The following is a 21,843-nucleotide window of genomic DNA, read 5'->3' as shown; positions in this document are numbered from 1 at the left end:
ATGAGCCTGCCGATCGCCCAGGACCCCGACCGCCTGCGGACCGCCCTTGACCAATTGGCCGGGCTGGCCTTCACGAAAGGGCACGGCACCGGCAACGACTTCATCCTCGTCCCCGACCTGAGCGGCGAGACCGAACTCGCGCCGGACCATGTGGAGGCGCTCTGCGACCGCCACTTCGGGGTGGGCGCGGATGGGCTGATCCGCGTGGTCGAGTCCACGCACCTCATCGAGGGACGGGATCTGCTGGAGGACCACCCCGAGGCCACGTGGTTCATGGACTACCGCAATGCCGACGGCTCCGTCTCCGAGATGTGCGGCAACGGGGTGCGCGTCTTCGTGCACTATCTCGCCACCCGGGGCCTGGTGGACCTCGAGGTCGGACAGCAGCTTCCGATCGGCACCCGCGCCGGCCTCCGCACCGTCACCCGGATCGGCGAGGAACAGTACTCGATCGACATGGGGCCGTGGAGCTATATCGACCCCGAGCTGGCCGAGGAACGGGCCTCGGACTCGCTGGTCCTCGCCGCCGGGCTGGCCGACCCACGTCCGGCCCTGAGCATCTCGATGGGCAATCCGCACACCGTCGTCGCGCTGGCCGAGAACGCGGACCTGGCGGAACTGGACCTGGCGAAGCAGCCCAACGTGGAACCGGTGCCGCCGAACGGCACCAACGTGGAATTCGTGGTGGCCGCCGACCCGCTCTTCCTGAACGGCGTCGGCCGACTGGACCTGCGCGTCCACGAGCGCGGAGTGGGGGAGACCCTGTCCTGCGGCACGGGGGCCTGTGCCGCTGCCACGGCCGTCCGCATCTGGGCCGGAGATCGCGACGCCCTGACCTGGGAGGTCGGCGTCCCGGGCGGCACGGTGGGCGTCGAGTTCATCCCGCAGGCCGACGGCACCGAACGCGTCATCCTGTCCGGGCCCGCCACCTTTGTCTTCGACGGAACGGTGGCTTGACAAGGGCCTGACCGACGGCTATCGGATTCGGTCCACCTGCAGGATCCGGAAGCCCTTCTCGCTGCCGAAGCGTGACGCCGTGAATTGGCCCGGGAACCGTTCGTCGAGGGCCGCGGCCATCCAGGGCAGCAGCGAATCGGCCCCGAGGTTCTTCTGCACCACCAACAGGGCCCGGCCCCCGGGGGCCAGCCGGGGCAGCCACTGCAACAGGATCGAGTGCAGTGCCTCCTTGCCCACCCGGATCGGCGGATTGGACCAGGTCAGATCGAAGGTCTGCTCGGCCGGAACCTCGTCTGGCCGGTAGACGGAGATGTTGTCCAGGCCGAGGGCGGCGGCATTGTCCCGGCACAACTGCGCGGCACGGTCATTGACCTCCACCCCCGTGACCTGGGCGCCGGGGCTGGACAGCGCCAGCGTCAAGGTGAGCGGCCCCCATCCGGTGCCGATGTCCAGGAAGGAGCCCGACGCCGGCGGGTCCGGCACCGTACGCAGCATCGCCGCGGTGCCCTTGTCCAGGCCGTCGGGGGAGAAGATGCCGCCCGCCGTCTCGACGGTGACGTCCCGGCCGGCCAAGGTGACGCTGAGCCGTCGTCGTTGTTCCGGGCCGACCGGCTCGGCGGAGAAGTAGTGTGCGGAATCCATCACGGCCGATGCTACCTCTGCTTGACAGCGTCCCTATACTGGATGGCATGTGGATTTACCTGCGTTGAGTCGGACGTGCCCCTGAGGCACCGACGCTCCGGACTTTCATCTCCCCGCTGTGCAGCGGGTCGAGACACCGTCCGTGATGGCACCCACTTTTCCCTGAGCCTGTGTGACCCGCCTGTCCGGGTCCTGGTCTGCCGCGATTCCTCGCGTCGATCCCACGCCGGCCCGATCTATGAAGGAGGCCCACGTGGCCCCGAAAACCCCTCTCCACAGCCGCGACCTGAACACTCTCGGCGTCCCCGCCAGCGACTACCCTAGAGACCACACCTCTTCCAAGGAGACCATGACCGAGACCACCCCGCAGGGGAACGAACAGCCCGCGAACGAGCAGCACGGAAACGAGTCCGAGATCCGGGACGTGATCGACCGGATCCTCGCGGCCGATGCGGCCAGTGCCGCCAAGAACGCCCCCGAACATGGCCGAGCGCTCGCGCTGTCTGAAGGCGGTGACGGGCACACCGAGGCGGACGGCGAGCAGTTCGACCTGGCCGAACGTCAGGCGTTGCGGCGCGTCAGCGGATTGTCCACCGAGCTCGAGGACATGAGCGAGGTCGAGTACCGTCAGCTGCGCCTGGAGCGGGTCGTTCTCGCCGGCCTCTGGTCCGAGGGGACCTCGGAGGACGCCGAGAACTCCCTGCGCGAGCTTGCGGCCCTGGCCGAGACCGCCGGTTCCGAGGTCCTGGACGGACTGATCCAGCGCCGCCATCTGCCCGATCCCGCCACCTTCCTGGGCAAGGGCAAGGCCGAGGAGCTGCGTGGCATCGTGGCGATGACCGGGGCGGACACCGTCGTCGTGGACTCGGAGCTGGCGCCCTCTCAGCGCCGTGCCCTGGAGGACATCGTCCGCGTCAAGGTCATCGACCGCACGGCGCTGATCCTGGACATCTTCGCCCAGCACGCCCAGTCGCGTGAGGGCCGCGCCCAGGTGGAGCTGGCTCAGCTGGAGTACCTGTTGCCGCGCCTGCGCGGTTGGGGTGAGTCCATGTCACGCCAGGCCGGTGGTCGTGCCGCCGGCGGTGAGGGCATCGGCTCCCGCGGTCCCGGTGAGACCAAGATCGAGCTGGATCGCCGCCGTATCCGCACCCGCATGGCCAAGCTGCGCCGGGAGATCGCCGCGATGAAGCCGGCGCGCGAGACCAAGCGGGCCAACCGGCGCCGCAACCGGGTGCCCTCCGTGGCGATCGCCGGGTACACGAACGCCGGCAAGTCGTCCCTGCTCAACCGCCTGACGCATGCCGGTGTGCTCGTGGAGAACGCCCTGTTCGCCACCTTGGATCCGACGGTGCGCAAGTCCGTCACCCCGGACGGCATCGGCTACACGCTCTCGGACACGGTCGGCTTCGTCCGCTCGTTGCCGACGCAACTGGTCGAGGCCTTCCGCTCCACCCTGGAGGAGGTGGCCGACGCGGATGTGATCCTGCACGTCGTCGACGCCTCGCACCCGGATCCCGAGGGGCAGATCGCCGCCGTGCGATCCGTGCTGGCCGAGGTGGACGCCCGGCAGATCCCGGAGATCATCGTGCTGAACAAGGCCGACGCTGCCGACCCGGTGGTCGTGGCCCGGCTGCGCCAGAAGGAACCGCGGTCGGTGGTCGTCTCCGCCCGCACCGGCGAGGGGATCGAGGAACTCGAGCGCGCCGTCTCGGACGCGATCCCGCGCCCGAACGTGGCCCTGGACCTATTGATCCCGTTCACGGACGGGGACGTGGTCTCCCGCCTGCACTCGCCGGACGCGGACATCATCTCGGAGACCTACGAGGCGGAGGGTACGCGGCTGCGGGTACTGGTCCGCGAGGACATCGCCGAGGACCTGCGCCGTTATGCCGCCAAGGGGTCCGCGGACGGTCAGGAGCGCGCCGGAGCATGACAGAGACGGTCGAGGAAGCCGCGCCGGTTGCCGAGGCGGAGCCCGCCGCCGAGCCCCGCACCGACGCCGAGCGGGAGGCCCTGCGGCTGCTGGACGCCGCCGTCACAGCCACCGGGGGTCAGCGCCGGGAAGGGCAGCGGCGCATGGTCGTGGAGGTCGCCCGGTCCCTGGAGACCGGTCAGCACCTGCTGGTGCAGGCGGGCACCGGCACGGGGAAGTCATTGGCGTACCTGGTGCCGGCGCTGCAGCACGCCCTGGAGGCCGAGAACCCGGTCGTGGTGGCCACCGCCACCCTGGCGCTGCAGTCCCAGATCATGCGACGGGATGCGCCCAAGCTGCTGGAAGCCCTGCGGGACGAGCTTCCCCGTCCCATGAACGTCGCCTTGGTCAAGGGCCGGTCCAACTACCTGTGCAAGCACAAGCTGGAGGGCGGCTTCCCGGAGGAGGACGGCCAGGCACTGTTCGGCATGGCCGACGACGGCGAGCTGCTGTCCGGATCCGACGGTGGCCCGACCAGCCCCCTGGGCCGCGAGGTCCTGCGGCTGCGTGAATGGTCCGAGGAGACGGACACCGGGGATCGGGACGACCTCGACCCGGGCGTCACCGACCGCGCGTGGCGCCAGGTCTCGGTGTCCGCGGTGGACTGCCTCGGTGCGCAGAAGTGCCCGATGGCGGCCGAGTGCTTCTCCGAGCGGGCGCGCGCGGACGCCGGGGAGGCGGACGTGGTGGTCACCAACCATGCCATGCTCGCGATCGCCGCCTTCGAGGGGCTCGCGGTGCTGCCCGAGTTCGAGGCCGTGGTGGTGGACGAGGCCCACGAACTCCAGGACCGCGTGACCGGGGCGGTGACCGGCCAGCTCTCCGGGGCCATCGTGCAGGCAGCGGCCTCCTCGGCCCGCAAGCACACGGCCATCGCCGTGGAAGACCTGGTGCAGGCCGGGGCCGGCCTCGACGCCGCCTTCACCGCCACACCTACGGGACTGATACCGCGTGGGCCGGATGAGATCCAGCAGAACGCCCTGAAGGCCGTCCGCGATGCGGCCCGCCAGGGGCTGAGTGATTCCAAGCCGAGCGGGGGAGGTGCCGACTCCTCGGCCGACGGCGGGCGCCAGATGGCCCGGTCCCGGATGCAGGACGTCCTGGACGTGGCAGAGCGGATGCTGGAGACCATCCCGGACACCAGTCATCCCGAGGTGTTGTGGGCCTCCCGGCCGGGTCGCTTCGAGCCCGGCACCGGGTGGATCCCCGGGGACGAGTCCGCGGCTCCGATGCTCTACGTGGCACCGCTGTCCGTGGCCGGCAAACTCCGCGAGGGGCTCTTCGGTCAGGCCACGACCGTGCTGACCTCGGCCACGCTGGCCATCGGCGAGTCGTTCAACCCGGTGGCGGGATCCCTCGGCTTGATGGGCGAGGGGGCACCGTCCTGGACCGGTCTGGACGTGGGCAGCCCCTTCGACTACCCGAGGCAGGGCGTGCTCTACGTGGCGCGGCACCTGCCGAAGCCGGGTCGGTTCGCGGCCCCCGAGAGCTATGACGAACTCGAGGCACTGCTCAAGGCGTCCGGCGGCGGCGCTCTGTGCCTGTTCTCCTCCAAACGGGCTGCGGAGGACGCTGCCGCCGAGATGCGCACCCGGCTCGGTCCGAAGCCCACGATCCTGTGCCAGGGCGACACCACGCTGACGGCGCTGGTGCGGCAGTTCGCCACGGAGGAGGACACCTGCCTGTTCGGGACCATGAGCCTGTGGCAGGGCGTGGACGTGCCCGGCGAGTCCTGCCGCCTGGTGGTCATCGATCGGATCCCGTTCCCGCGACCGGACGATCCCCTGTCCACGGCGCGGTCCAGGGACATCAGCCGCCATGGCGGCAACGGGTTCATGGCGGTCTCCGCCTCGCATGCGGCGGTCCGCCTGGCGCAGGGCGCCGGCCGGCTCATCAGGACCGCGACGGACCGAGGTGTGGTGGCTGTCCTCGACTCGAGGCTGGCGACGGAACGGTACGGGTCGTTCCTGCGCTCGACCCTGCCGGACTTCTGGCCGACGGCCGATCCCTCCGTGGTCCGCGGCGTGCTGGAGCGGCTCCGCCCCACTGACTAGCGGATCAGCATCTCGAGCGCCCCGACCGTGCGGATAGCCCGCCATTCGAGGCCAGGGGCCGGGCTCCAGGCCGGCCAGTCCACGGACCATCCACCGTCGGCCTCCTGGGCGGATGCGAGCCACCGACGGTCCCGGGACATCACGGCCGCAGGGACCAGGCCGCCGAGAAGGTCTGAGGGGAAGGGGACGGTCCACGGTTGGTGGACCAGGTCGACCGCGTGGATGCTCTCGTCCTCGGCGCCACCCTCCACGGGGAGGGAGCCGTCAGCGGACAGCCGCTCACGAAGGGCTGCCAGGATCGGGCTGTCGGCCGAGTCCGTGGGAAGACCGTCCGCAGCAAGGAACCTCAGGGCGTACTTGGCCTCATAGGCGGGCAGCACGCCGGAAGTCGCCCTCCGGGACAGACGGAGCCGGCACCAGTCCGATGCGGCCTCGGCCCACCCACCCGAGAACCCCGTCAGCAGCGCCGCGGCGGCGAAGCCATACGTCAGATGCGAACCGCCCGGGTCCGGCTGGACCCACGGCGCATGGGGCCACTCCAGGGAGGCCTCGGTGACGAACGGCACGGAACCGTCCAGTCCGGAGGTCGAGGCCACCCATTCCAGTCCAGAGCGCACCCAGGGGTGCTCGGCCAGATCCCAGCCGGCCAAGAGGTCCAGAGCCGTCAGCGTGGAGAGCGCCTCACTCTTCGGTGACCGCACATCGGGTTCGAGGCCGTGACCGAATCCACCGTCTGGATTGCGGTACGCCCCCAGTGCGGCCAGGACACCCTCGGTGCCGCCGCCGTGGAGCAGCAGGTCCACCCGGCGGCGTTCGAGCAGCCGCCCGTGGGTGTAGACGAACTCCTCGGCATCCGCCACGCGGACACCCGGCGGCAGGGGCCGATGGTTCATGGGGCTCAGAGCGCCCGGAGTACCGTGACGACCTTGCCCATGACTGTCGCCTCGTCTCCGAGAATCGGCTCATACGCAGAGTTCTGCGGCAGCAGCCACGTGTGGCCGTCTCGCTGCCGAAAGGTCTTCACCGTGGCCTCGTCGTCCAGCAACGCGGCGACGATGTCTCCGTTCTGAGCGTTGTTCTGCTGACGCACCACCACCCAGTCGCCGTCGCAGATGGCCGCATCGACCATGGAATCGCCGGAGACCTTCAGCATGAACAATTCCCCCTCGCCGGTCAGCTGACGCGGCAGGGTCATGACGTCCTCGACCTGCTGGTCGGCGAGGATCGGCCCACCGGCGGCAATCCGGCCGACCAGGGGGACCGGGACGGCATCACCGTCGGCGGCCCCGGTGTGCAGGGTCCGCACCGTCCCGCCCGGCGTGGCCGCCGATTCGGCGGGCATGACGGCGGACTCGGCCACGAGGGCCCGGCCGTTCTCGTCCAGCAGGACCTCCATGGCGCGCGGGCGGCCCGGATCCTTGCGGAGGTAGCCGAGCTTCTCCAGCTGACCCAGTTGATGGGTGACCGATGAGAGCGAGGCCAGGCCTGCCGCATCGCCGATCTCCCGCATGGACGGCGGATACCCGTGTGCGGCGATCGCAGAGCGGATGGATCCGAGGATGATCCGCTGACGATCGGTCAGGGGCCGGACCGTGGGGTCGCGGTGCGGGTCCGGGGCGGGAGAGGGAATCCGGGGGGCCATTCGACCATCCGTTCTTATCGTGTCCGTCGGTCTTGGTGAAGTGTCTCGTGCTGGGTCGCTGGGTCTGACGCTACCGGAGTCACACCCTCGATTCAAAGATATGTTCGAATTTTTCTTGGCATGTTTCGAACAGGCGTGCTAGACATGACGTCGAAGCAGTCGAACACACGTTCTAGACGGCCCGGGGTTCCGGGAGGAGAGGCAGAAGAGCATGAGCACTGCAGCATCGGTCCAGACCCGCACGGCCGGCTCCGCCGGATTCCACCTGAACCGCCGTGGTCGTTTCCTCTTCGTGGGATTCCCCGTCATCGTCCTGGCAGTCCTGGCCGCAGCAGCCGCCGTCTTCTTCGGCGCCCACGGGATGGCTCCGGCGGCGGCCTCCGATGACCAGCCTGTTGCGGCCGTGGAGACCATCACGGTGAACTATGGCGACACTCTGTGGGCCATCGCCGGACGCACCGCACCCGACTCGCCCCGCAATGAGGCGATCCTGCGCATCGGCGAACTGAACGACCTCGATGGTGGTGAGCTGCAGCCCGGGCAGGTGTTGTTCGTGCCGGCCGGGTCCTGAGTCTCGTCTGGATCCGGCTCGGGCGTCGGGGATTCGACTCGCTCCGGCAGGCCGGTAGAATGGCCTGCGTCCGTGGTGGGGCAGATCCATTGTTGATGACGGGGCACGCATGGGGTACAAGCGCAGGCAGATGAAGTCTGTGGCGACCCCGGTGGCCTTCTCCGCCGTCGGTGCCCTCGTGGCCACCGGTGCCTTCCTCTATCCCGGCTTCGACACCGCTGACCTCGAACTGCATGATTCAGGCATCTGGGTCACTCACAACAGCGGGGGCTACGTCGGCCACCTGAACCACGAGTCGACCATTCTGGACGGTGGTTTCCGGCCCCCGGTGGAGGACTTCGAGCTCCACCAGGAGGACGCCACCGCCCTCATGCTGGACCCGACCTCCGGTGCCCTGACATCCATTGACACCACGGCCATGGTCGCCGGCGACCAAGTCATGCTGCCGGCCACCCAGGATTTCGCGCTGGGCGCTGGCGTCATCTCGGTCAGCAACCCCGCCGAGGGGGCCGTCTACGCCGGGACGGTGGACCCATCGCCCCAGGTCTCCACGGACGAACCCCTCTACGAGGCGGAGGGCGCCGTGACGTCGACGACCACGGCGGGGGGTGAGGTGTTGGTGGCCGACCTCGACCAGGACAGCGTCATCCGTTTCGGTGCCGAAGGTGAGCAGCCTGGAGCCCTGGTAGAGACCGGGAAGGATGGCGTCGAAGGGCTGTCCGGCATGCAGGAGCCGCAGCTGGTGGCCGTGGGCGACGTTCCCGTGGTGGTGGATTCCGCCTCCGGCACCCTCGCCTGGCCCGGCCACTCCGTGCAGGATGAGCGGCTGGTGGGCGCGGTGCCACAGCCGTCCGGTCCCGAGGCGGAGCAGTTGGCTTTGTCCACTGAGCGGGACCTGCTCACCGTGGCGCTGTCCAACGGGGACATTCAGGCGATGAGCATCGTGCCGCCCACGGATCCCTCCGCCGGATCGACCACGCCCGCCGGTGCTGACGGCAGTGTGGCGGCAACGGCCCCCGTGCGGGTCGCCGGGTGTCTTCATGCCGCCTCGGCCGTCACCGGGCACTACCTGCAGGACTGTGAGGGCGAGGAACAGGATCAGATCGCCCCCATTCCCGAGCTGACGGCCGGCGCGGAACTGGTCTTCCGGGTCAACCGCGACGTCGTGGTGCTCAACGACACGACGTCCGGGACCAACTGGATGGTCCTGGACCAGATGAAGGTCGTCGCCAATTGGGACGACCTCGAACCGCCCCAGGGGGAAGGCGAGGAGAAGGAAGAGGAATCCGACGAGGTCACCCAGGAGACCGCCCTGCCGGAACGGCAGGAGGAGAACAGACCTCCGGTGGCGGAGGACGACAGCTTCGGCGTGCGCCCTGGGCGGACCACGCCGTTGCCCGTCCTGTTCAATGACTCCGATCCTGATGGCGACGTCCTGACGGCCTCCCTCGATGGCGACCAGCCGTCGGTGGGTACGGTGCAGGAGATCATCGACGGCATCGGGATGCAGATCGTCGTCCCGGAATCCGCGAGCGGCCGAGCCGCGGTGACCTATGTCGCGTCTGATGGGCGTGGCGGCACGGACACGGCCCGGATCTCGTTGCGGGTGGTGCCGGACAGTGAGAATCGTGGGCCCACGCAGGAACGCAAGGCGGTGCTGCGCGTGCCGGCCGGGGAATCGGTGACGAGCCAGGTCCTCACCGACTGGATCGACCCTGACGGCGACGACCTGCAGCTCGTGGGCGCCCTCGCCGAGGAGCCGGATGCCGTCCGGACCCGCCCGGACGGCCAGCTCACGTTCCAGGACAACACCGGCGAGGCCGGACGCCGGGACATCCAGGTCTCCGTGTCCGACGGGCGCGAGACCACCACGGGCACGGTACAGATCGAGGTCCTCGAACGCGGTTCGATCCATCCGCCGATCACCCAGGCGGACCACGTCACCGTCCAGGTGGGGCAAGAGATCACGTTCTACCCGCTCGAGAACGACACCGACCCTCTCGGGGGCCAACTGCGCCTCGCCCAGGTGGCTGCTGCCGACGATGCGGAGATCGACTACTCTGCCGCCGGGGGAGCGGTGCAGTGGTCCTCGGATGTCGCCGACACCTACTACGTCGAGTACCTGGCGGCGAACGAGTACGACTCCGCCCCGGGGCTGATCCGGGTGGATGTCGTGGAGAGCGAGGAGAGCTCCGGACTGCCGGTGGCCGTGCGTGACATCGCCCTGTTGCCGGCAGGCGGTCAGACCCTCGTCAATGTCCTGGGCAATGACACCGACCCGACCGGCGGCGTGCTGGTGGTGCAGGGGGTCCAGGATGCCACGACCGAGTCCGGGGCGCCGGCGCCGTTGAAACTGGCCATCGAGGACTTCAACCACATTCGGGTGGTGGACACCGGTGGCATGACCGGTCCGGCCACCTTCTCCTATGCGGTGTCGAATGCCCAGGGCACCTCCCAGGGCGAGGTCACCGTGGTGCCGCTGCCGGAACCGGAGGTCATGCAACCGCCCATCGCCGTCGCGGATGCGGCGAACGTCCGCGTCGGTGACGTGGTCACCATCGACGTCCTGGGCAATGACACCCACCCCAACCAGGAAGAGCTGACCCTGGTCCCGGAACTCGACCGCCAGGCCGCCGAAGGCCGCGGCATCGGATTCGTATCCGATGGAAAGGTCCGGTTCCGCGCCGGCAGTGAGCCCGGACGGGCGACTCTCGCCTACACGGTGCGGGCCCCGGACGGACAGGAGGCCTCGGCCACCGTGGAGATCACCATGGTGCCGATGGACCGCGAGTCCAACAACCCGCCGGTGCCGCACTCGGTGTCCGCCCGCGTGCTCTCCGGAGAATCCGTGGCAGTGCCGATCCCCTTGGACGGGATCGATCCGGACGGCGACTCCGTCACCCTGGAGGGCGTGCAATCTCCACCCACCCAGGGCTCCGTGCGCATGGAGAAGGGCCGCTTGGTCTACACCGCCTCCAGTGTCGCCACGGGTTCCGACGTCTTCACCTACTCGGCAGTGGACCGGCTGGGGGCCCGAGCCACCGGTACGGTGACCATCGGGATCGCCCAGCCGCTGAGCACGAACCATCCACCGGTGGCCTTAGATGACTCGGTCGAGGTCCGGCCCGGGCGCACCTTCACCACGAACGTCCTGGCCAACGACGCCGATCCTGACGGCGATCAGGTGGTCCTGGTGCAGGATCGATTCGCCCCCAGCCAGCCGGAGGTGCCGGTGGACATCGTGGACGGACGGGTCCGCGTCATGACCCCGGCGACCGAGGGATTCCTCAACATCGGTTACACCATCGCCGACCCCGCAGGTGCCACCGATACCGCCAACCTCTCCATCCGCGTGGACGAGGAGGCCCCGCTCATGCCGCCCGTCGCCCGCGACGACCTCGTCGGGGTCGAGGAGATCGACGGCCGGGAACAGATCTCCGTCTCGGTCCTGGACAACGACGAGGATCCGGACGGCGCCGTGGAGGACCTCGAGCTCGGCGTGGACGAGGCTGCCCAGTCGGCCGGTGCCCGGGTCGAGGGCACCAACGTGGTCGTGCCCGTGCAGCCGGCGGCACAGGTCATCATGTACACGCTGACGGACGTGGACGGCGGGGTGGGCCGTGCCTTCATCCTGGTGCCGGGCAACGACCACCGCGCGCCCTGGCTGACCACGACCGAACCGCTGCGCGTGGTGGCCGGTGAGGACCTCCGCGTGGACCTGACCGACCACATCGGTGTCCGCGACGGTCGCACGCCACGGCTGACCGATGACAGGTCGGCGTCCGCCACCCCCGCATCCGCCGCGTTCACCGTGGGATCGGCCACCGAGGTCCGGTTCACCGCCCCGGCCGACTATGCCGGTGGTGCGTCGGTCAACGTGACGGTGACGGATGGCGAGGACGGCTCGGACCCGAACGGGCTGGTGTCCACGTTGTCCATCCCCATTACCGTCGAGCCGCGTCCGGACGAGAACAATCCGCCGACGGTGCAGTCCAGCTCCCTGCAGATCGAGCAGGGCGGTGACCCCGTGACCTTGGACCTCAGCCCGCTGGCGTCGGATACCGATGGCGACGAACTGACCTTCTCCCCGGGTCAGGTCAGCGGCGAGTTCGCTGCCGAACTCGTCGGCACCGAGCTGACGGTGACCCCCTCCTCCAACGCCGAGCGGGGCACGACGGGCACCGTGGCGTTCACGGTGTCCGACGGTGAGGCCGAGCCCGTCCCCGCAGAGATCGCCGTCGACGTGGTGGGCACCTCCCGGGCGCTCCCGCGCGCCCTCGATGACGAGGTCCCGGATGCCCGGTCCGGCGAACCCGTCACGGTCAACGTCCTGGAGAACGACATCAACCCGTTCGAGGGCGAGGCGCCGCTGACCGTGACCGCTGCCCGGGTGGTGACGGGCGAGGGGACCGCCGCGACGGACGGCTCGACCGTGACCGTCACCCCGGGACAGGACTACTCGGGCCGAATGCAGGTGACCTATACGATCCAGGATCTGACGGCCGATCCTGCCCGGCAGGTCCAGGGCAACATCACCGTGATCGTCAAGGGCCGTCCGGACGCCCCCGGCGTTCCCCGGATCGAGTCGGTGGACGACCAGACGGTCGAGCTGTCCTGGGCCGCACCGCCGGACAACGGCGATCCGATCACTGGGTACACCGTGACGGACACGACCACCGGTTCCACCCAGCAGTGCTCCTCCACCGCGTGTTCCATCACCGGCCTGGAGAATGCCGTGGAACACCGCTTCACGGTGGTGGCCACCAACGGCGTGGGCGAATCGGATCCGTCGGGTCTTTCGGCGCCCGCCATTCCGGACGTGCGACCCGAACAGCCGGCCCCGCCCACCGTGGATGCCGGTGACGGCCTCGTCGCCGTGCAGTGGACGCCGCCGGTCAACCGCGGTTCGGCCATCACGGACTATCGCGTGCAGTTGAGCCCGGCACCGCCCGGGGGCGGCCTGCGCTCGGCCGGGGCCGGGACGTCCCTGAGCTGGGACGGCCTCACCAACGGCGTGGACTACCAATTCCGCATCCAGGCCGTGAACCAGGCCGACGAGCCGTCCGAATGGTCGGGCTGGTCGGTGGCCGCGACGCCGGCCGGCAAGCCCTTCGCCCCCGGGACCCCCTCGGCGGTCCGGGACACCTCCGCCGTCGATGGCGGCGTGGTCCGGTTGTCCTGGTCCGCTGCGGATGACAACGGCGCTGCCCTCCAGGGCTACACCGTGACGGCACATTCCGGCAGTTCGAGTGAGTCCCGCGATGTGGCCCCGGGGTCCACGTCGATGAACTGGTCCGGGCTGGACAAGTCCACCGCCTACACCTTTTCCGTGGTCGCGCGGAATGCCGAGGGCACCTCCCCGCCGTCCGGACGGTCCGCGGCCGTGACCCCCTATGGGCTGCCCGGGGCCGTGAGCGGACTGACCACCTCACCCACCGGAACCAACCGCCAATTGGACATCTCCTTCTCGGGGGCGGCGAGCAACGGCTCACCGGTCTCCTACGAATACTCCCTCGGCAGCGGGTGGGCGTCCCTCGGGACGTCGACGTCCTCCACCATCAACGTGCCGGCCAACGGGTCCACCTACCAGCTGAGTGTCCGCGCCACGAACGACGCCGGCGCCGGGGACTCGCGGACCGTCTCCACCCAGGTGGCCTACGGGCCGTTCACCATGCCCATCATCCGCGCCACGCCCCAGGTCGGCAGCGTGAAGTTCACCTGGAGCCCGACGAACACCACCACCATCGGCAACGGCCGGTCCGTGACCGTCACGCCGAAGGTGGACTCCACCACCGTGGACAACAACGGCTCCTTCACGACGGAGCGGACGCGGGCGGCCACGTCCTCCACGATGACCATCCAGGTCTGTGTCACCGGGACCTCCACGTGTGAGACGGTGACCGAGTCAGGGACGTCCCAGGCCGTCCCGGATCCCTCCGTCAGCATCTCCCGCGGTGGCAGCGCGGCGAGTTTCGGCCAGTGTCAATCCGGTGAGTACACGGACTGCTGGCGGACCGACAAGACCTTCTCCAACTTCGATCCGGGCACCACGATCGAGTACACGTGCACGGCGATCGGCTCGTCGTCCACGGACAAACCCGGGAGAGTCTTCACTTTCGGCGACTACTCCGTCACCGTGGACGCGAACGGCAACGCTACCCAGAACAACACGAACTGCATCGCCCATGATGGCCACCGGCAGATCTGGCTGGACCTGACGAGCCACGGCATCGAGTCCAACCGCATTCAAGCACCCGGTGACTGAGGTCTCTGCGCGACATGCGCCGGCCACGGCCGTGGCCGAGGCCTAGGCTGTCTTGGGTGAGCGATTCGGATTCCCAGTCATCCCCGGAGGCCCTGGCGGCCCTGCCGCTGCGCGAGAACCTGCGGGGCCTGAGCCCCTACGGCGCCCCGCAGCTGGACGTGCCCGTCACGTTGAACACCAACGAGAACACGCATCCGGTGCCGGACGAGGTGGTGCAGGCCATCGCCGCATCCGTGGCCGAGGCGGCCGTGACCCTGAACCGCTACCCGGACCGCGAGTTCACCGAGCTGCGCAAGAGGCTGGCCGAGTATTTGGGCCACGGGCTGTCCGAGACGCAGCTGTGGGCCGCCAACGGCTCCAACGAGATCCTCCAGCAGCTACTCCAGGCCTTCGGCGGCCCCGGACGCACGGTCATGGGCTTCCCGCCCACCTACTCCATGTACCCGTTGCTGGCCGCGGGGACGGACACCGGCTACGTGGCCGGTGTGCGCGGGGAGGACTTCTCCCTGTCGGCCGCCTCGGCCGCACAGCAGGTCGCGGAGCAACGGCCGAACGTCGTGCTGCTGTGCTCGCCGAACAATCCCACCGGCACGGCCCTCGGCCTGGACGTGGTCGAGGCCGTCTACGAGGCAGCCGAGGCCCACCAGGGCATGGTCGTCGTGGACGAGGCGTACGCCGAGTTCGCCCTCGCCGGCACCGAATCGGCGCTGTCCCTGTTGCCGGGCCGGCCCCGTCTCGTGGTGACCCGCACCATGTCCAAGGCTTTCGCCCTCGCCGGGGCCCGGCTCGGATACCTGGCGGCCGCCCCCGAGGTCACCGATGCCCTGCGCCTGGTGCGCTTGCCCTATCACCTCTCCGCCGTGTCCCAGGCGACGGCCAACGCCGCGTTGCAGCACTACGCGGTGCTGTTGGAGACAGTCGAGGACATCAAGCGCCAGCGGGACCGGATCGTCGAGGGCCTGCGCGCCCTCGGCCTGGACCCGGCCGTCTCGGACTCCAACTTCGTGTTCTTCGGCGGACTCGGTGATGCCCATGCCGTGTGGCACGGGCTGCTGGACCGCGGGGTGCTGGTGCGCGACGTCGGCATTGCCCACCACCTGCGCGTCACTGCCGGGACCGAGGCCGAGACCACGGCCTTCCTCGACGCCCTCGCGGAGGTCCTGGCCGAGTAGGGGCGCGTAGCCACCGATCTCCGGCCTACCTCCTGCGCGCCCGGACTCCCGATGGAGCCCGATAGAATAGACCACCGAATCGCCTCACCGTGGCGGTCCGTCGCCGTCACGAGAGAGCATCCACCACAGCAAGGAGCTGAGCCGCCATGGGCGCAGAGCTGATATCCGGACGCAAGGCCCGGATCCAGCGGACCACTTCCGAGTCCGACGTCTACGTCGAGATGGACCTGGACGGAACCGGCACCTCGGAGATCTCCACCACGGTGCCGTTCTACGACCACATGCTGACGGCCCTGGCCAAGCACTCCCAGATCGACCTGACGGTGCGGGCCACGGGGGACATCCACATCGATGTGCACCACACCGTCGAGGACGTGGCGATCTCCCTCGGCGAGGTCCTCAAGACCGCGCTGGGGGACAAGGCGGGCATCCGCCGCTTCGGCGAGGCCTCGGTGCCGCTGGACGAGGCGCTGGCGCGCGCCGTCGTCGACGTCTCCGGGCGCCCCTACCTGGTGCACAAGGGCGAACCGGAAGGCCAGCAATACCACCTGATCGGCGGTCACTTCACCGGGTCCATGACCCGCCACGTCTTCGAGGCCATCACCTACCACGCGTCCATTTGCCTGCACATGGACGTCGTCCGCGGCCGGGACCCCCACCACATCGTGGAAGCCCAGTTCAAGGCGTTCGCCCGTGCCCTGCGCGCCGCGGTGGAGGACGACCCGCGGATGTCCGGGGTGCCGTCCACGAAGGGAGCACTATGACCGGAACTCGACCGACCGTCGCCGTCCTCGACTACGGCTCCGGCAACACGCACTCCGCCGTGCGCGCCCTCCAGCGGGCCGGGGCGGACGCCGAACTGACGGCGGACGCGGACACCGTGATGAACGCGGACGGGCTCGTGGTCCCCGGCGTGGGTGCCTTCCAGTCCGTCATGGAGGCCCTCCAGGCCACCGGCGCCACCCGGTGGATCGGCCGCCGCGTGGCCGGTGGCCGGCCCGTGCTCGGCATCTGCGTGGGCCACCAGATCCTGTTCGACGCCGGCGTGGAGCACGGCGTGCGCACGTCAGGCATGGGGGAGTGGCCCGGCGTGGTGGAGGCGCTGCCGGCTCCGATCGTGCCGCACATGGGCTGGAACACCGTGCGACCTCCTGCCGGCTCGGAGCTGTTCCGGGGCATCGAGGATGAGCGCTTCTACTTCGTGCACTCCTACGGGGTGCTGGACTGGACCTTCGACCAGACCCACCAGGCGATGAACCCGCCGCAGGTGACCTGGTCGAACCACGGGGCCGACTTCATCGCCGCCGTGGAGAACGGCCCGCTGTCCGCCACCCAGTTCCACCCGGAGAAGTCCGGGGACGCCGGCATGCAGCTGCTCACCAACTGGCTCGGAACCCTCTGATGCCGTACTGGACCACCCTGCTCATCGCCCTGGGCGGCCTGCTGCTCGGCGGGGCCTACTCCCTGCGCAAGCAGGAGTTCCCGGTGTGGCTGCAGATCGGCTTCGTGGTCTGCGCCGTGATGGCGATCGTGGCCGGATTCCTGCTGCTCCCGTAGGCACCCGGCCCGCACCGAATCAACCGTTTCACCCGAATCACCCCTGACCCTGTTGTCTTTACTGCAGATGTCTCTATTCCCGCATTCCCGAGAGGACCCACGTTGACCGAGAAGAAGCTTGAACTGCTGCCCGCCGTGGACGTCCAGGACGGCCAGGCCGTGAGGCTCGTCCAGGGCGAGGCCGGCACCGCCACCGGGTACGGGGAGCCGCTGGAGGCCGCCCTGGCGTTCCAGCAGGCCGGTGCCGAGTGGATTCACCTGGTGGACCTGGACGCCGCCTTCGGCCGGGGGGACAACCGCGAGGTTATGTCCCGGGTGGTCACGGAACTGGGCGTGAAGATCGAGCTCTCCGGCGGCATCCGGGACGACGCCTCCCTGGAGAACGCCCTGGAGATGGGTGCCACCCGCGTCAACCTCGGCACCGCCGCCCTGGAGGATCCCGAGTGGACGGCACGAGTCATCGAGCGCTTCGGTGACCAGATCGCCGTCGGCCTGGACGTGCGTGGCACCACGCTGGCCGCCCGCGGCTGGACGAAGGAGGGCGGGGACCTCTGGGAGGTGCTGGCGCGCCTCGAGGAGGCCGGCTGCTCCCGCTACGTGGTCACCGATGTCACCAAGGACGGCACCCTGAAGGGCCCGAACACCGAGTTGCTGGCCGAGGTCGCCACCAAGACCGCGAAGCCCGTGGTGGCCTCCGGCGGCATCTCCTCGCTCGAGGACATCGCCGCGCTCTACGCGATGGTGGGCGTGGGTAACGGTATCGGCGTCGAGGGCGCCATCATGGGCAAGGCCCTCTACGCCGGGCGCTTCACGCTCGAGCAGGCCCTCGCCGTGGCCGGCGGTGCCAGCATCGAGCAGGCGGTGGCGGAGCACCCCGCCCCGTGACCGGTACCGATTCCGGCCGGCACCTCCCCGGGCACATCCAGGCCGCCATCCAGCGCAACCTGGAGCGCCAGCACCGGGACGACGCCGGCCGCCCCGCCGACTCGGCCGGCCTCGCCTGGGAGGGCCGGGACCTCTCCGGAGAAGGGATCGGCGGCTCGGCGAACCCGCTGCACGCGTTCGACACGGACGACGGCACCGCGGACCCCGCCTGGGGCCCGGTGCTGGACCGGTTGGCGGGCGGCGAGGCGGGGGAGCCCGCCGTGGTGGACGTGCTGTCCCGCATGCGCGTGTTCGCCGCTGTGCTGCCCACTGTGGTGGAGATGGCTGGGGAGACGGCCCACGGTCACGACGGGCACGCAGACGGCCACGAGCACGGGGGCAAGCACGGGGACAAGGAGTCGGACATCGCCCTGGTGACGCTGAAAGCCCCGGACGGCCGGACGGCCCTGCCCGTCTTCACGAACGTCCCGGCCCTGACGGCCTGGCATCCGCAGGCCCGGCCCGTGGCCACCTGGATGCCGCGCGCGTGCCTGTCTGCGGTGGACGAGGGGGCCGAGCTGGTCGTGGTGGATCCGGCGGCAGAGCGCACCTTCGTGGTGCGGCGCCCCGCCGTGTGGGCGCTGGCCCAGCAGCAGGACTGGACGCCGTCGTACGCCGACGAGGCGCTGGCCGGTGAACTGGCGTCCGTGGTGGACCTGGTGCCCGGACTGGAGCGCATCGGCCTGGCGCCGGGCTCCGGGGTGGCCTCCCGTACCGCTTCCGGCGCGGTGCTGCCCGGCGGCGGTTCCGGGCCCGAGCTGCGGCTGGTGGCCTACCCTGAGCCGGCCCTGAGTGCGGCCCAGGATGAGGCCGGGCTGCGGCTGATGGCCGCGACCCTGCAGCAGGTGCTCGGCGAGGTGCCCTCCCTGGCGGACAAGGCGGACTCGGTGGAGATCACCGTCAGTCGCTGAGGGTGGCCGGCTCCCCGCCCTCCAACGATCGGCCCAGCCGGGAGAACACCCGGAGCAGCGTCTCGGCCTCGCCGTCCTCGAGCCGGTCCAGGAACAGGTCCTTGACTTGGCGTGAGTGCACGGCGGCGGCCTTGCGGAAGAGGTGCCGGCCGGCGTCGGTAATCACGGCCTCCGCCCCACGCCGGTCCGTGGCCGCGGCGCACCGCTCCACCAGGCCGCGCTGCTCCAGGGTCTTGACCTGGTAGGTCACGCGGGAGGGGGAGAAGACCATGAGCCGGGCCAGCTCACCCATGCGCAACCGTCCCTCCGGCGCCTCGGAGAGCAGCAACAGCAGGTTGTAATCGGCCAGATGCAGCCCGGCCGACTCCTTCAGCGTCCGGTCGAGTCGGTCCTGCAGCAGAGCCGTGGCCTCGAAGTAGGCCCGCCAGGACTGGCGTTGCACACCGGTCTCGTGGGCGCCCGGGGCGGAGGTCCGGGACCAGGCGTCAGTTTCCGCGGAGGAGTTGGTCAAAGGAGATCACCTCCAGGGGCTTGGCCTCGCCGGTGGCCCGGCGGGGGCGGGCCGGCAGCCGCCCGACCACCGAAGCCAGGTCCTCGCCGGCGGCGTCGATCCGGTGCTGCAGCGGCGTGGTGCGCGCCGATTCCTGGCCGCCGGTGACCTCGCCCCAGTCGTCCGAGGCGGCGAACACCGAGGAGGACAGGACCTTGGAGCGCAGGTAGCTGAACAGCGGCCGCATCGCTGAGTCGATCATCAGCGAATGGCGGGGCGTGCCGCCGGTGGCGCCGAGCAGCACGGGGACGCCACGCAGGGCATCGTTGTCCACCAGGTCCCAGAAGGCCTTGAACAGGCCTGAGTAGCTGGCCTTGAAGGTGGGGGACACGGTGACGATTCCGTCGGCCTGCTCCACCTGGTCCAATGCGGCCTGCAGGGTGGCCGACCGGGACGGGTTGACCGTGGCCTCGGCGATCTCTGTGGCCAGCAGTCGCAGCTCCACCACATGGATCTCGGGGACGATTCCCTCGGCGGAGAGGTGGTCCGCCGCGGCCGTGGCCATCCGGTTCGCCAGCATCAGCGAGGAGGACGGATCGCCCAGCCCGCCGGAGACCACCACGAGGTGGCGGGCCTGCGGCGTGAACGGGTCCGTGGCGGTGGGGGAGCCGAAGTCCGGGGTGTCTTCCATGGCTCAATTCTCCTTCGTGCTGGTGCTCGGGGCGGCATCAGCGCTGGACGCAGCGGCCTGGGCGGCCCGTTCCTGCGCATCCTGCCAGGCCTGTGAGCCCTCCTTGCCGCCGGGGACGGGGGCCTCGCCGCGACGCGCCCGCTCCACGAGGAACTCGTGGCTCGGGGCCTCGGGGACGTCGGCCGGCTTCAGCGCCGCGAATTCCTTCCGCAGTACCGGCAGGACCTCCTCACCCAGAAGATCGAGCTGCTCCAGCACCACGTCGGTCGGCAGGCCGGCGTGGTCCATGAGGAACATCTGCCGCTGGTAGTCGCCCACCCAATCGCGGAACTCGAGCGTGCGCTCGATGACCTGCTGCGGGGAGCCCACGGTCAGCGGGGTCATCCTGGTGAACTGCTCCAGGGACGGACCGTGGCCGTACACCGGGGCGTTGTCGAAGTACGGGCGGAACTGCTTCACGGCGTCCTGCGAGTTCTTGGCCATGAAGGCTTGGCCGCCCAGGCTCACGTAGGCCTGGTGGGCCTGGCCGTGACCGTAGTACTCATAGCGCTGGCGGTAGAGCTGCACCATCTGGATGATGTGCTCCTTGTTCCAGAAGATGTTGTTGTGGAAGAACCCGTCACCGTAGTAGGCGGCCTGCTCGGCGATCTCGGCGGACCGGATCGAGCCGTGCCACACGAACGGCGCGACGCCGTCCAGCGGCTGCGGGGTCAGTGTGAAGTCCTGCAGCGGGGTGCGGAAGCTGCCCTGCCAGTCGATGTTCTCCTCGTGCCACAGACGGTAGAGGAGGTGGTAGTTCTCCACGGCCAGCGGGATGCCCTGGCGGATGTCCTTGCCGAACCAGGGGTAGACCGGACCGGTGTTGCCGCGGCCCATGGTCAGGTCCACGCGGCCATCGGCCAGGTGCTGCAGGTAGGAGTAGTCCTCGGCCAGGCGCACCGGGTCCATGGTGGTGATCAGCGTGGTGGCGGTGGACAGGATGAGCTTCTCGGTCTGTGCCGCGAGGAACGCCAGCAGGGTGGGCGGGTTGCCCGGGGCCACGAAGGGCGGGTTGTGGTGCTGGCCGGTGGCGAAGACGTCGAAGCCGGCCTGCTCGGCGTGCTTCGCGATCCTCACGGTGTCCTTGATCCGCTGGTGCTCGGTGGGGGTGGTGCCGTTGGTGGGGTCCGTGGTGATGTCGCCGATGGTGAAGATGCCGAACTGCATGGTTGCTCCTTGCTGGCTTCCGGGATGGCCGCCGGTGGGCCTCATTCTGAGTATTGCAAATTTGAATCATCTGGTCCAACGGTGGGAGTCCTCGGACTATTCCCTGCTCTGCTCCTGCTCTGCTCCCTGGTCTTCGCCGGCCCTCACCGCGCGTCCCCTTGGACCGTGCGGCAGGGGAAGGGAAGACTGGGCGCATGAGCCCCACGAGCAGCCTGAGCGGCCAGGACCTGTTGGTGATGCAGCAGGTCACCGGCTTCATGTCCAACGACTTCGCGATCGAGAATGGCGAGGGGAACGTGGTGGCCCACGGTCACACGCGGGGCTCGGCGGCCTCACGGATGTTCCGCGGCAACCGCCAGTTCGAGATCCAGGACCTGGACGGCACCCCGCTGTTCCGCGTGGAGGACCCTATGACCCTCGGCCGGGACCGGTACCGGGTCACCGGCCCCCAGGGGGAGCCCATCGCCGAGATCGTCCAGCGGATCTCCTTCTTCCGCACCTCCGTGGCGATCTCCGTGGTGGACGGCACGGACCTGCAACTGGACGGTTCGCTGTCCGGGTTCTCCTTCCGCCTGATGGCGGGGCAGGTGCCGGTGGCCAGCGTGGACCGGAAGTGGGCCGGGTTCGGCAGGGCCATGCTGGGCCGCAGTCGCTATGCGGTGGAGCTGGATCCCGGCATGCCGGAGGTGGTGCGCTACGCCGTCATCGGCAGCGTGATCGCCCTCGACCTGATCCGGGACAAGGCCAGCAACAACAACTGAGCCGTGCTCGCCCGGCTACGCCCGGGTA

The 21,843-nt window shown here is 69.7% G+C and carries 18 protein-coding genes; 12 read left to right on the top strand and 6 right to left on the bottom strand.

Annotation, left to right across the window (positions count from 1 at the left end):
• Positions 1-957, top strand: coding sequence for a diaminopimelate epimerase (gene dapF / locus IEX49_RS01445; RefSeq protein ID WP_188803485.1), 957 nt, complete (start codon positions 1-3; stop codon positions 955-957).
• Between the two features lie 18 nt (positions 958-975).
• Here dapF and IEX49_RS01440 read toward each other — a convergent pair whose 3' ends face one another.
• Positions 976-1,599 (bottom strand): class I SAM-dependent methyltransferase, encoded by a 624-nt coding sequence (locus tag IEX49_RS01440; protein ID WP_188803483.1) that lies wholly within the window; start codon positions 1,597-1,599, stop codon positions 976-978.
• 349 nt (positions 1,600-1,948) lie between these two features.
• Here IEX49_RS01440 and hflX point away from each other — a divergent pair, with 349 nt between their 5' ends.
• The gene (gene hflX / locus IEX49_RS01435; RefSeq protein ID WP_188803481.1) at positions 1,949-3,532 is read left to right on the top strand and encodes a GTPase HflX; all 1,584 of its coding nucleotides are present in this window, start codon (positions 1,949-1,951) and stop codon (positions 3,530-3,532) included.
• A complete protein-coding gene (locus IEX49_RS01430) occupies positions 3,529-5,625 on the top strand; it encodes an ATP-dependent DNA helicase (protein WP_188803479.1) in 2,097 nt (698 codons plus the stop codon). Before hflX ends, IEX49_RS01430 begins: the two co-directional genes overlap by 4 nt.
• On the opposite strand, the gene IEX49_RS01425 is transcribed toward IEX49_RS01430, so the two are convergent.
• Both IEX49_RS01425 and lexA read right to left on the bottom strand, forming a co-directional pair.
• The gene (locus IEX49_RS01425) at positions 5,622-6,518 is read right to left on the bottom strand and encodes a hypothetical protein (RefSeq protein WP_188803477.1); all 897 of its coding nucleotides are present in this window, start codon (positions 6,516-6,518) and stop codon (positions 5,622-5,624) included. The genes IEX49_RS01430 and IEX49_RS01425 overlap by 4 nt on opposite strands.
• Positions 6,519-6,523: 5 nt before the next feature.
• Complete coding sequence (lexA, locus tag IEX49_RS01420; protein WP_188803475.1) at positions 6,524-7,267, bottom strand: transcriptional repressor LexA; 744 nt, start codon at positions 7,265-7,267, stop codon at positions 6,524-6,526.
• 211 nt (positions 7,268-7,478) lie between these two features.
• Between lexA and IEX49_RS01415 the strand changes: the two genes are divergently transcribed.
• The 8 genes from IEX49_RS01415 to IEX49_RS01380 all read left to right on the top strand — a co-directional run bounded on the left by IEX49_RS01415 (position 7,479) and on the right by IEX49_RS01380 (position 18,667).
• Positions 7,479-7,838, top strand: coding sequence for a LysM peptidoglycan-binding domain-containing protein (locus tag IEX49_RS01415; RefSeq protein WP_188803473.1), 360 nt, complete (start codon positions 7,479-7,481; stop codon positions 7,836-7,838).
• A 130-nt stretch (positions 7,839-7,968) separates the two neighbouring features.
• Positions 7,969-14,103, top strand: coding sequence for an Ig-like domain-containing protein (locus IEX49_RS01410; RefSeq protein WP_188803471.1), 6,135 nt, complete (start codon positions 7,969-7,971; stop codon positions 14,101-14,103).
• Between the two features lie 56 nt (positions 14,104-14,159).
• A complete protein-coding gene (locus IEX49_RS01405; protein ID WP_229672080.1) occupies positions 14,160-15,275 on the top strand; it encodes a histidinol-phosphate transaminase in 1,116 nt (371 codons plus the stop codon).
• A gap of 146 nt (positions 15,276-15,421) precedes the next feature.
• Positions 15,422-16,039 carry an imidazoleglycerol-phosphate dehydratase HisB gene (hisB, locus tag IEX49_RS01400; protein ID WP_188803467.1) on the top strand — a complete coding sequence of 206 codons (618 nt, stop codon included), beginning with the start codon at positions 15,422-15,424 and terminating at the stop codon, positions 16,037-16,039.
• Positions 16,036-16,677: an imidazole glycerol phosphate synthase subunit HisH gene (gene hisH, locus IEX49_RS01395; protein WP_188803465.1), complete on the top strand. Its 642-nt coding sequence runs from the start codon at positions 16,036-16,038 to the stop codon at positions 16,675-16,677. The genes hisB and hisH overlap by 4 nt, the downstream gene beginning before the upstream one ends.
• Complete coding sequence (locus IEX49_RS01390) at positions 16,677-16,832, top strand: CG2302 family histidine operon protein (RefSeq protein ID WP_170144506.1); 156 nt, start codon at positions 16,677-16,679, stop codon at positions 16,830-16,832. Before hisH ends, IEX49_RS01390 begins: the two co-directional genes overlap by 1 nt.
• Before the next feature lie 102 nt (positions 16,833-16,934).
• Positions 16,935-17,717 (top strand): bifunctional 1-(5-phosphoribosyl)-5-((5-phosphoribosylamino)methylideneamino)imidazole-4-carboxamide isomerase/phosphoribosylanthranilate isomerase PriA, encoded by a 783-nt coding sequence (priA, locus tag IEX49_RS01385; protein WP_188803463.1) that lies wholly within the window; start codon positions 16,935-16,937, stop codon positions 17,715-17,717.
• Positions 17,714-18,667 carry an SseB family protein gene (locus tag IEX49_RS01380; RefSeq protein ID WP_188803461.1) on the top strand — a complete coding sequence of 318 codons (954 nt, stop codon included), beginning with the start codon at positions 17,714-17,716 and terminating at the stop codon, positions 18,665-18,667. Before priA ends, IEX49_RS01380 begins: the two co-directional genes overlap by 4 nt.
• Here the strand turns inward: IEX49_RS01380 and IEX49_RS01375 are convergent.
• From IEX49_RS01375 to IEX49_RS01365, 3 genes are read right to left on the bottom strand one after another with little or no spacing between them, the layout of a single operon-like run.
• Entirely contained in the window at positions 18,657-19,178 is a 522-nt protein-coding gene (locus IEX49_RS01375; protein WP_188803459.1) for a MarR family winged helix-turn-helix transcriptional regulator, read from the bottom strand. The two genes, IEX49_RS01380 and IEX49_RS01375, sit on opposite strands and share 11 nt — an antisense overlap.
• Entirely contained in the window at positions 19,153-19,848 is a 696-nt protein-coding gene (locus IEX49_RS01370; protein ID WP_188803457.1) for a CE1759 family FMN reductase, read from the bottom strand. Before IEX49_RS01370 ends, IEX49_RS01375 begins: the two co-directional genes overlap by 26 nt.
• Before the next feature lie 3 nt (positions 19,849-19,851).
• Positions 19,852-21,054, bottom strand: coding sequence for an LLM class flavin-dependent oxidoreductase (locus tag IEX49_RS01365; RefSeq protein WP_188803455.1), 1,203 nt, complete (start codon positions 21,052-21,054; stop codon positions 19,852-19,854).
• 194 nt (positions 21,055-21,248) lie between these two features.
• Here IEX49_RS01365 and IEX49_RS01360 point away from each other — a divergent pair, with 194 nt between their 5' ends.
• Positions 21,249-21,815, top strand: coding sequence for an LURP-one-related/scramblase family protein (locus IEX49_RS01360; RefSeq protein ID WP_188803453.1), 567 nt, complete (start codon positions 21,249-21,251; stop codon positions 21,813-21,815).
• Positions 21,816-21,843: the final 28 nt, after the last annotated feature.

Origin of the sequence: Citricoccus zhacaiensis (assembly GCF_014645315.1) — a bacterium.
Lineage (GTDB): Bacteria > Actinomycetota > Actinomycetes > Actinomycetales > Micrococcaceae > Citricoccus > Citricoccus zhacaiensis.
This window is presented reverse-complemented; position numbering and strand designations above follow the sequence as displayed.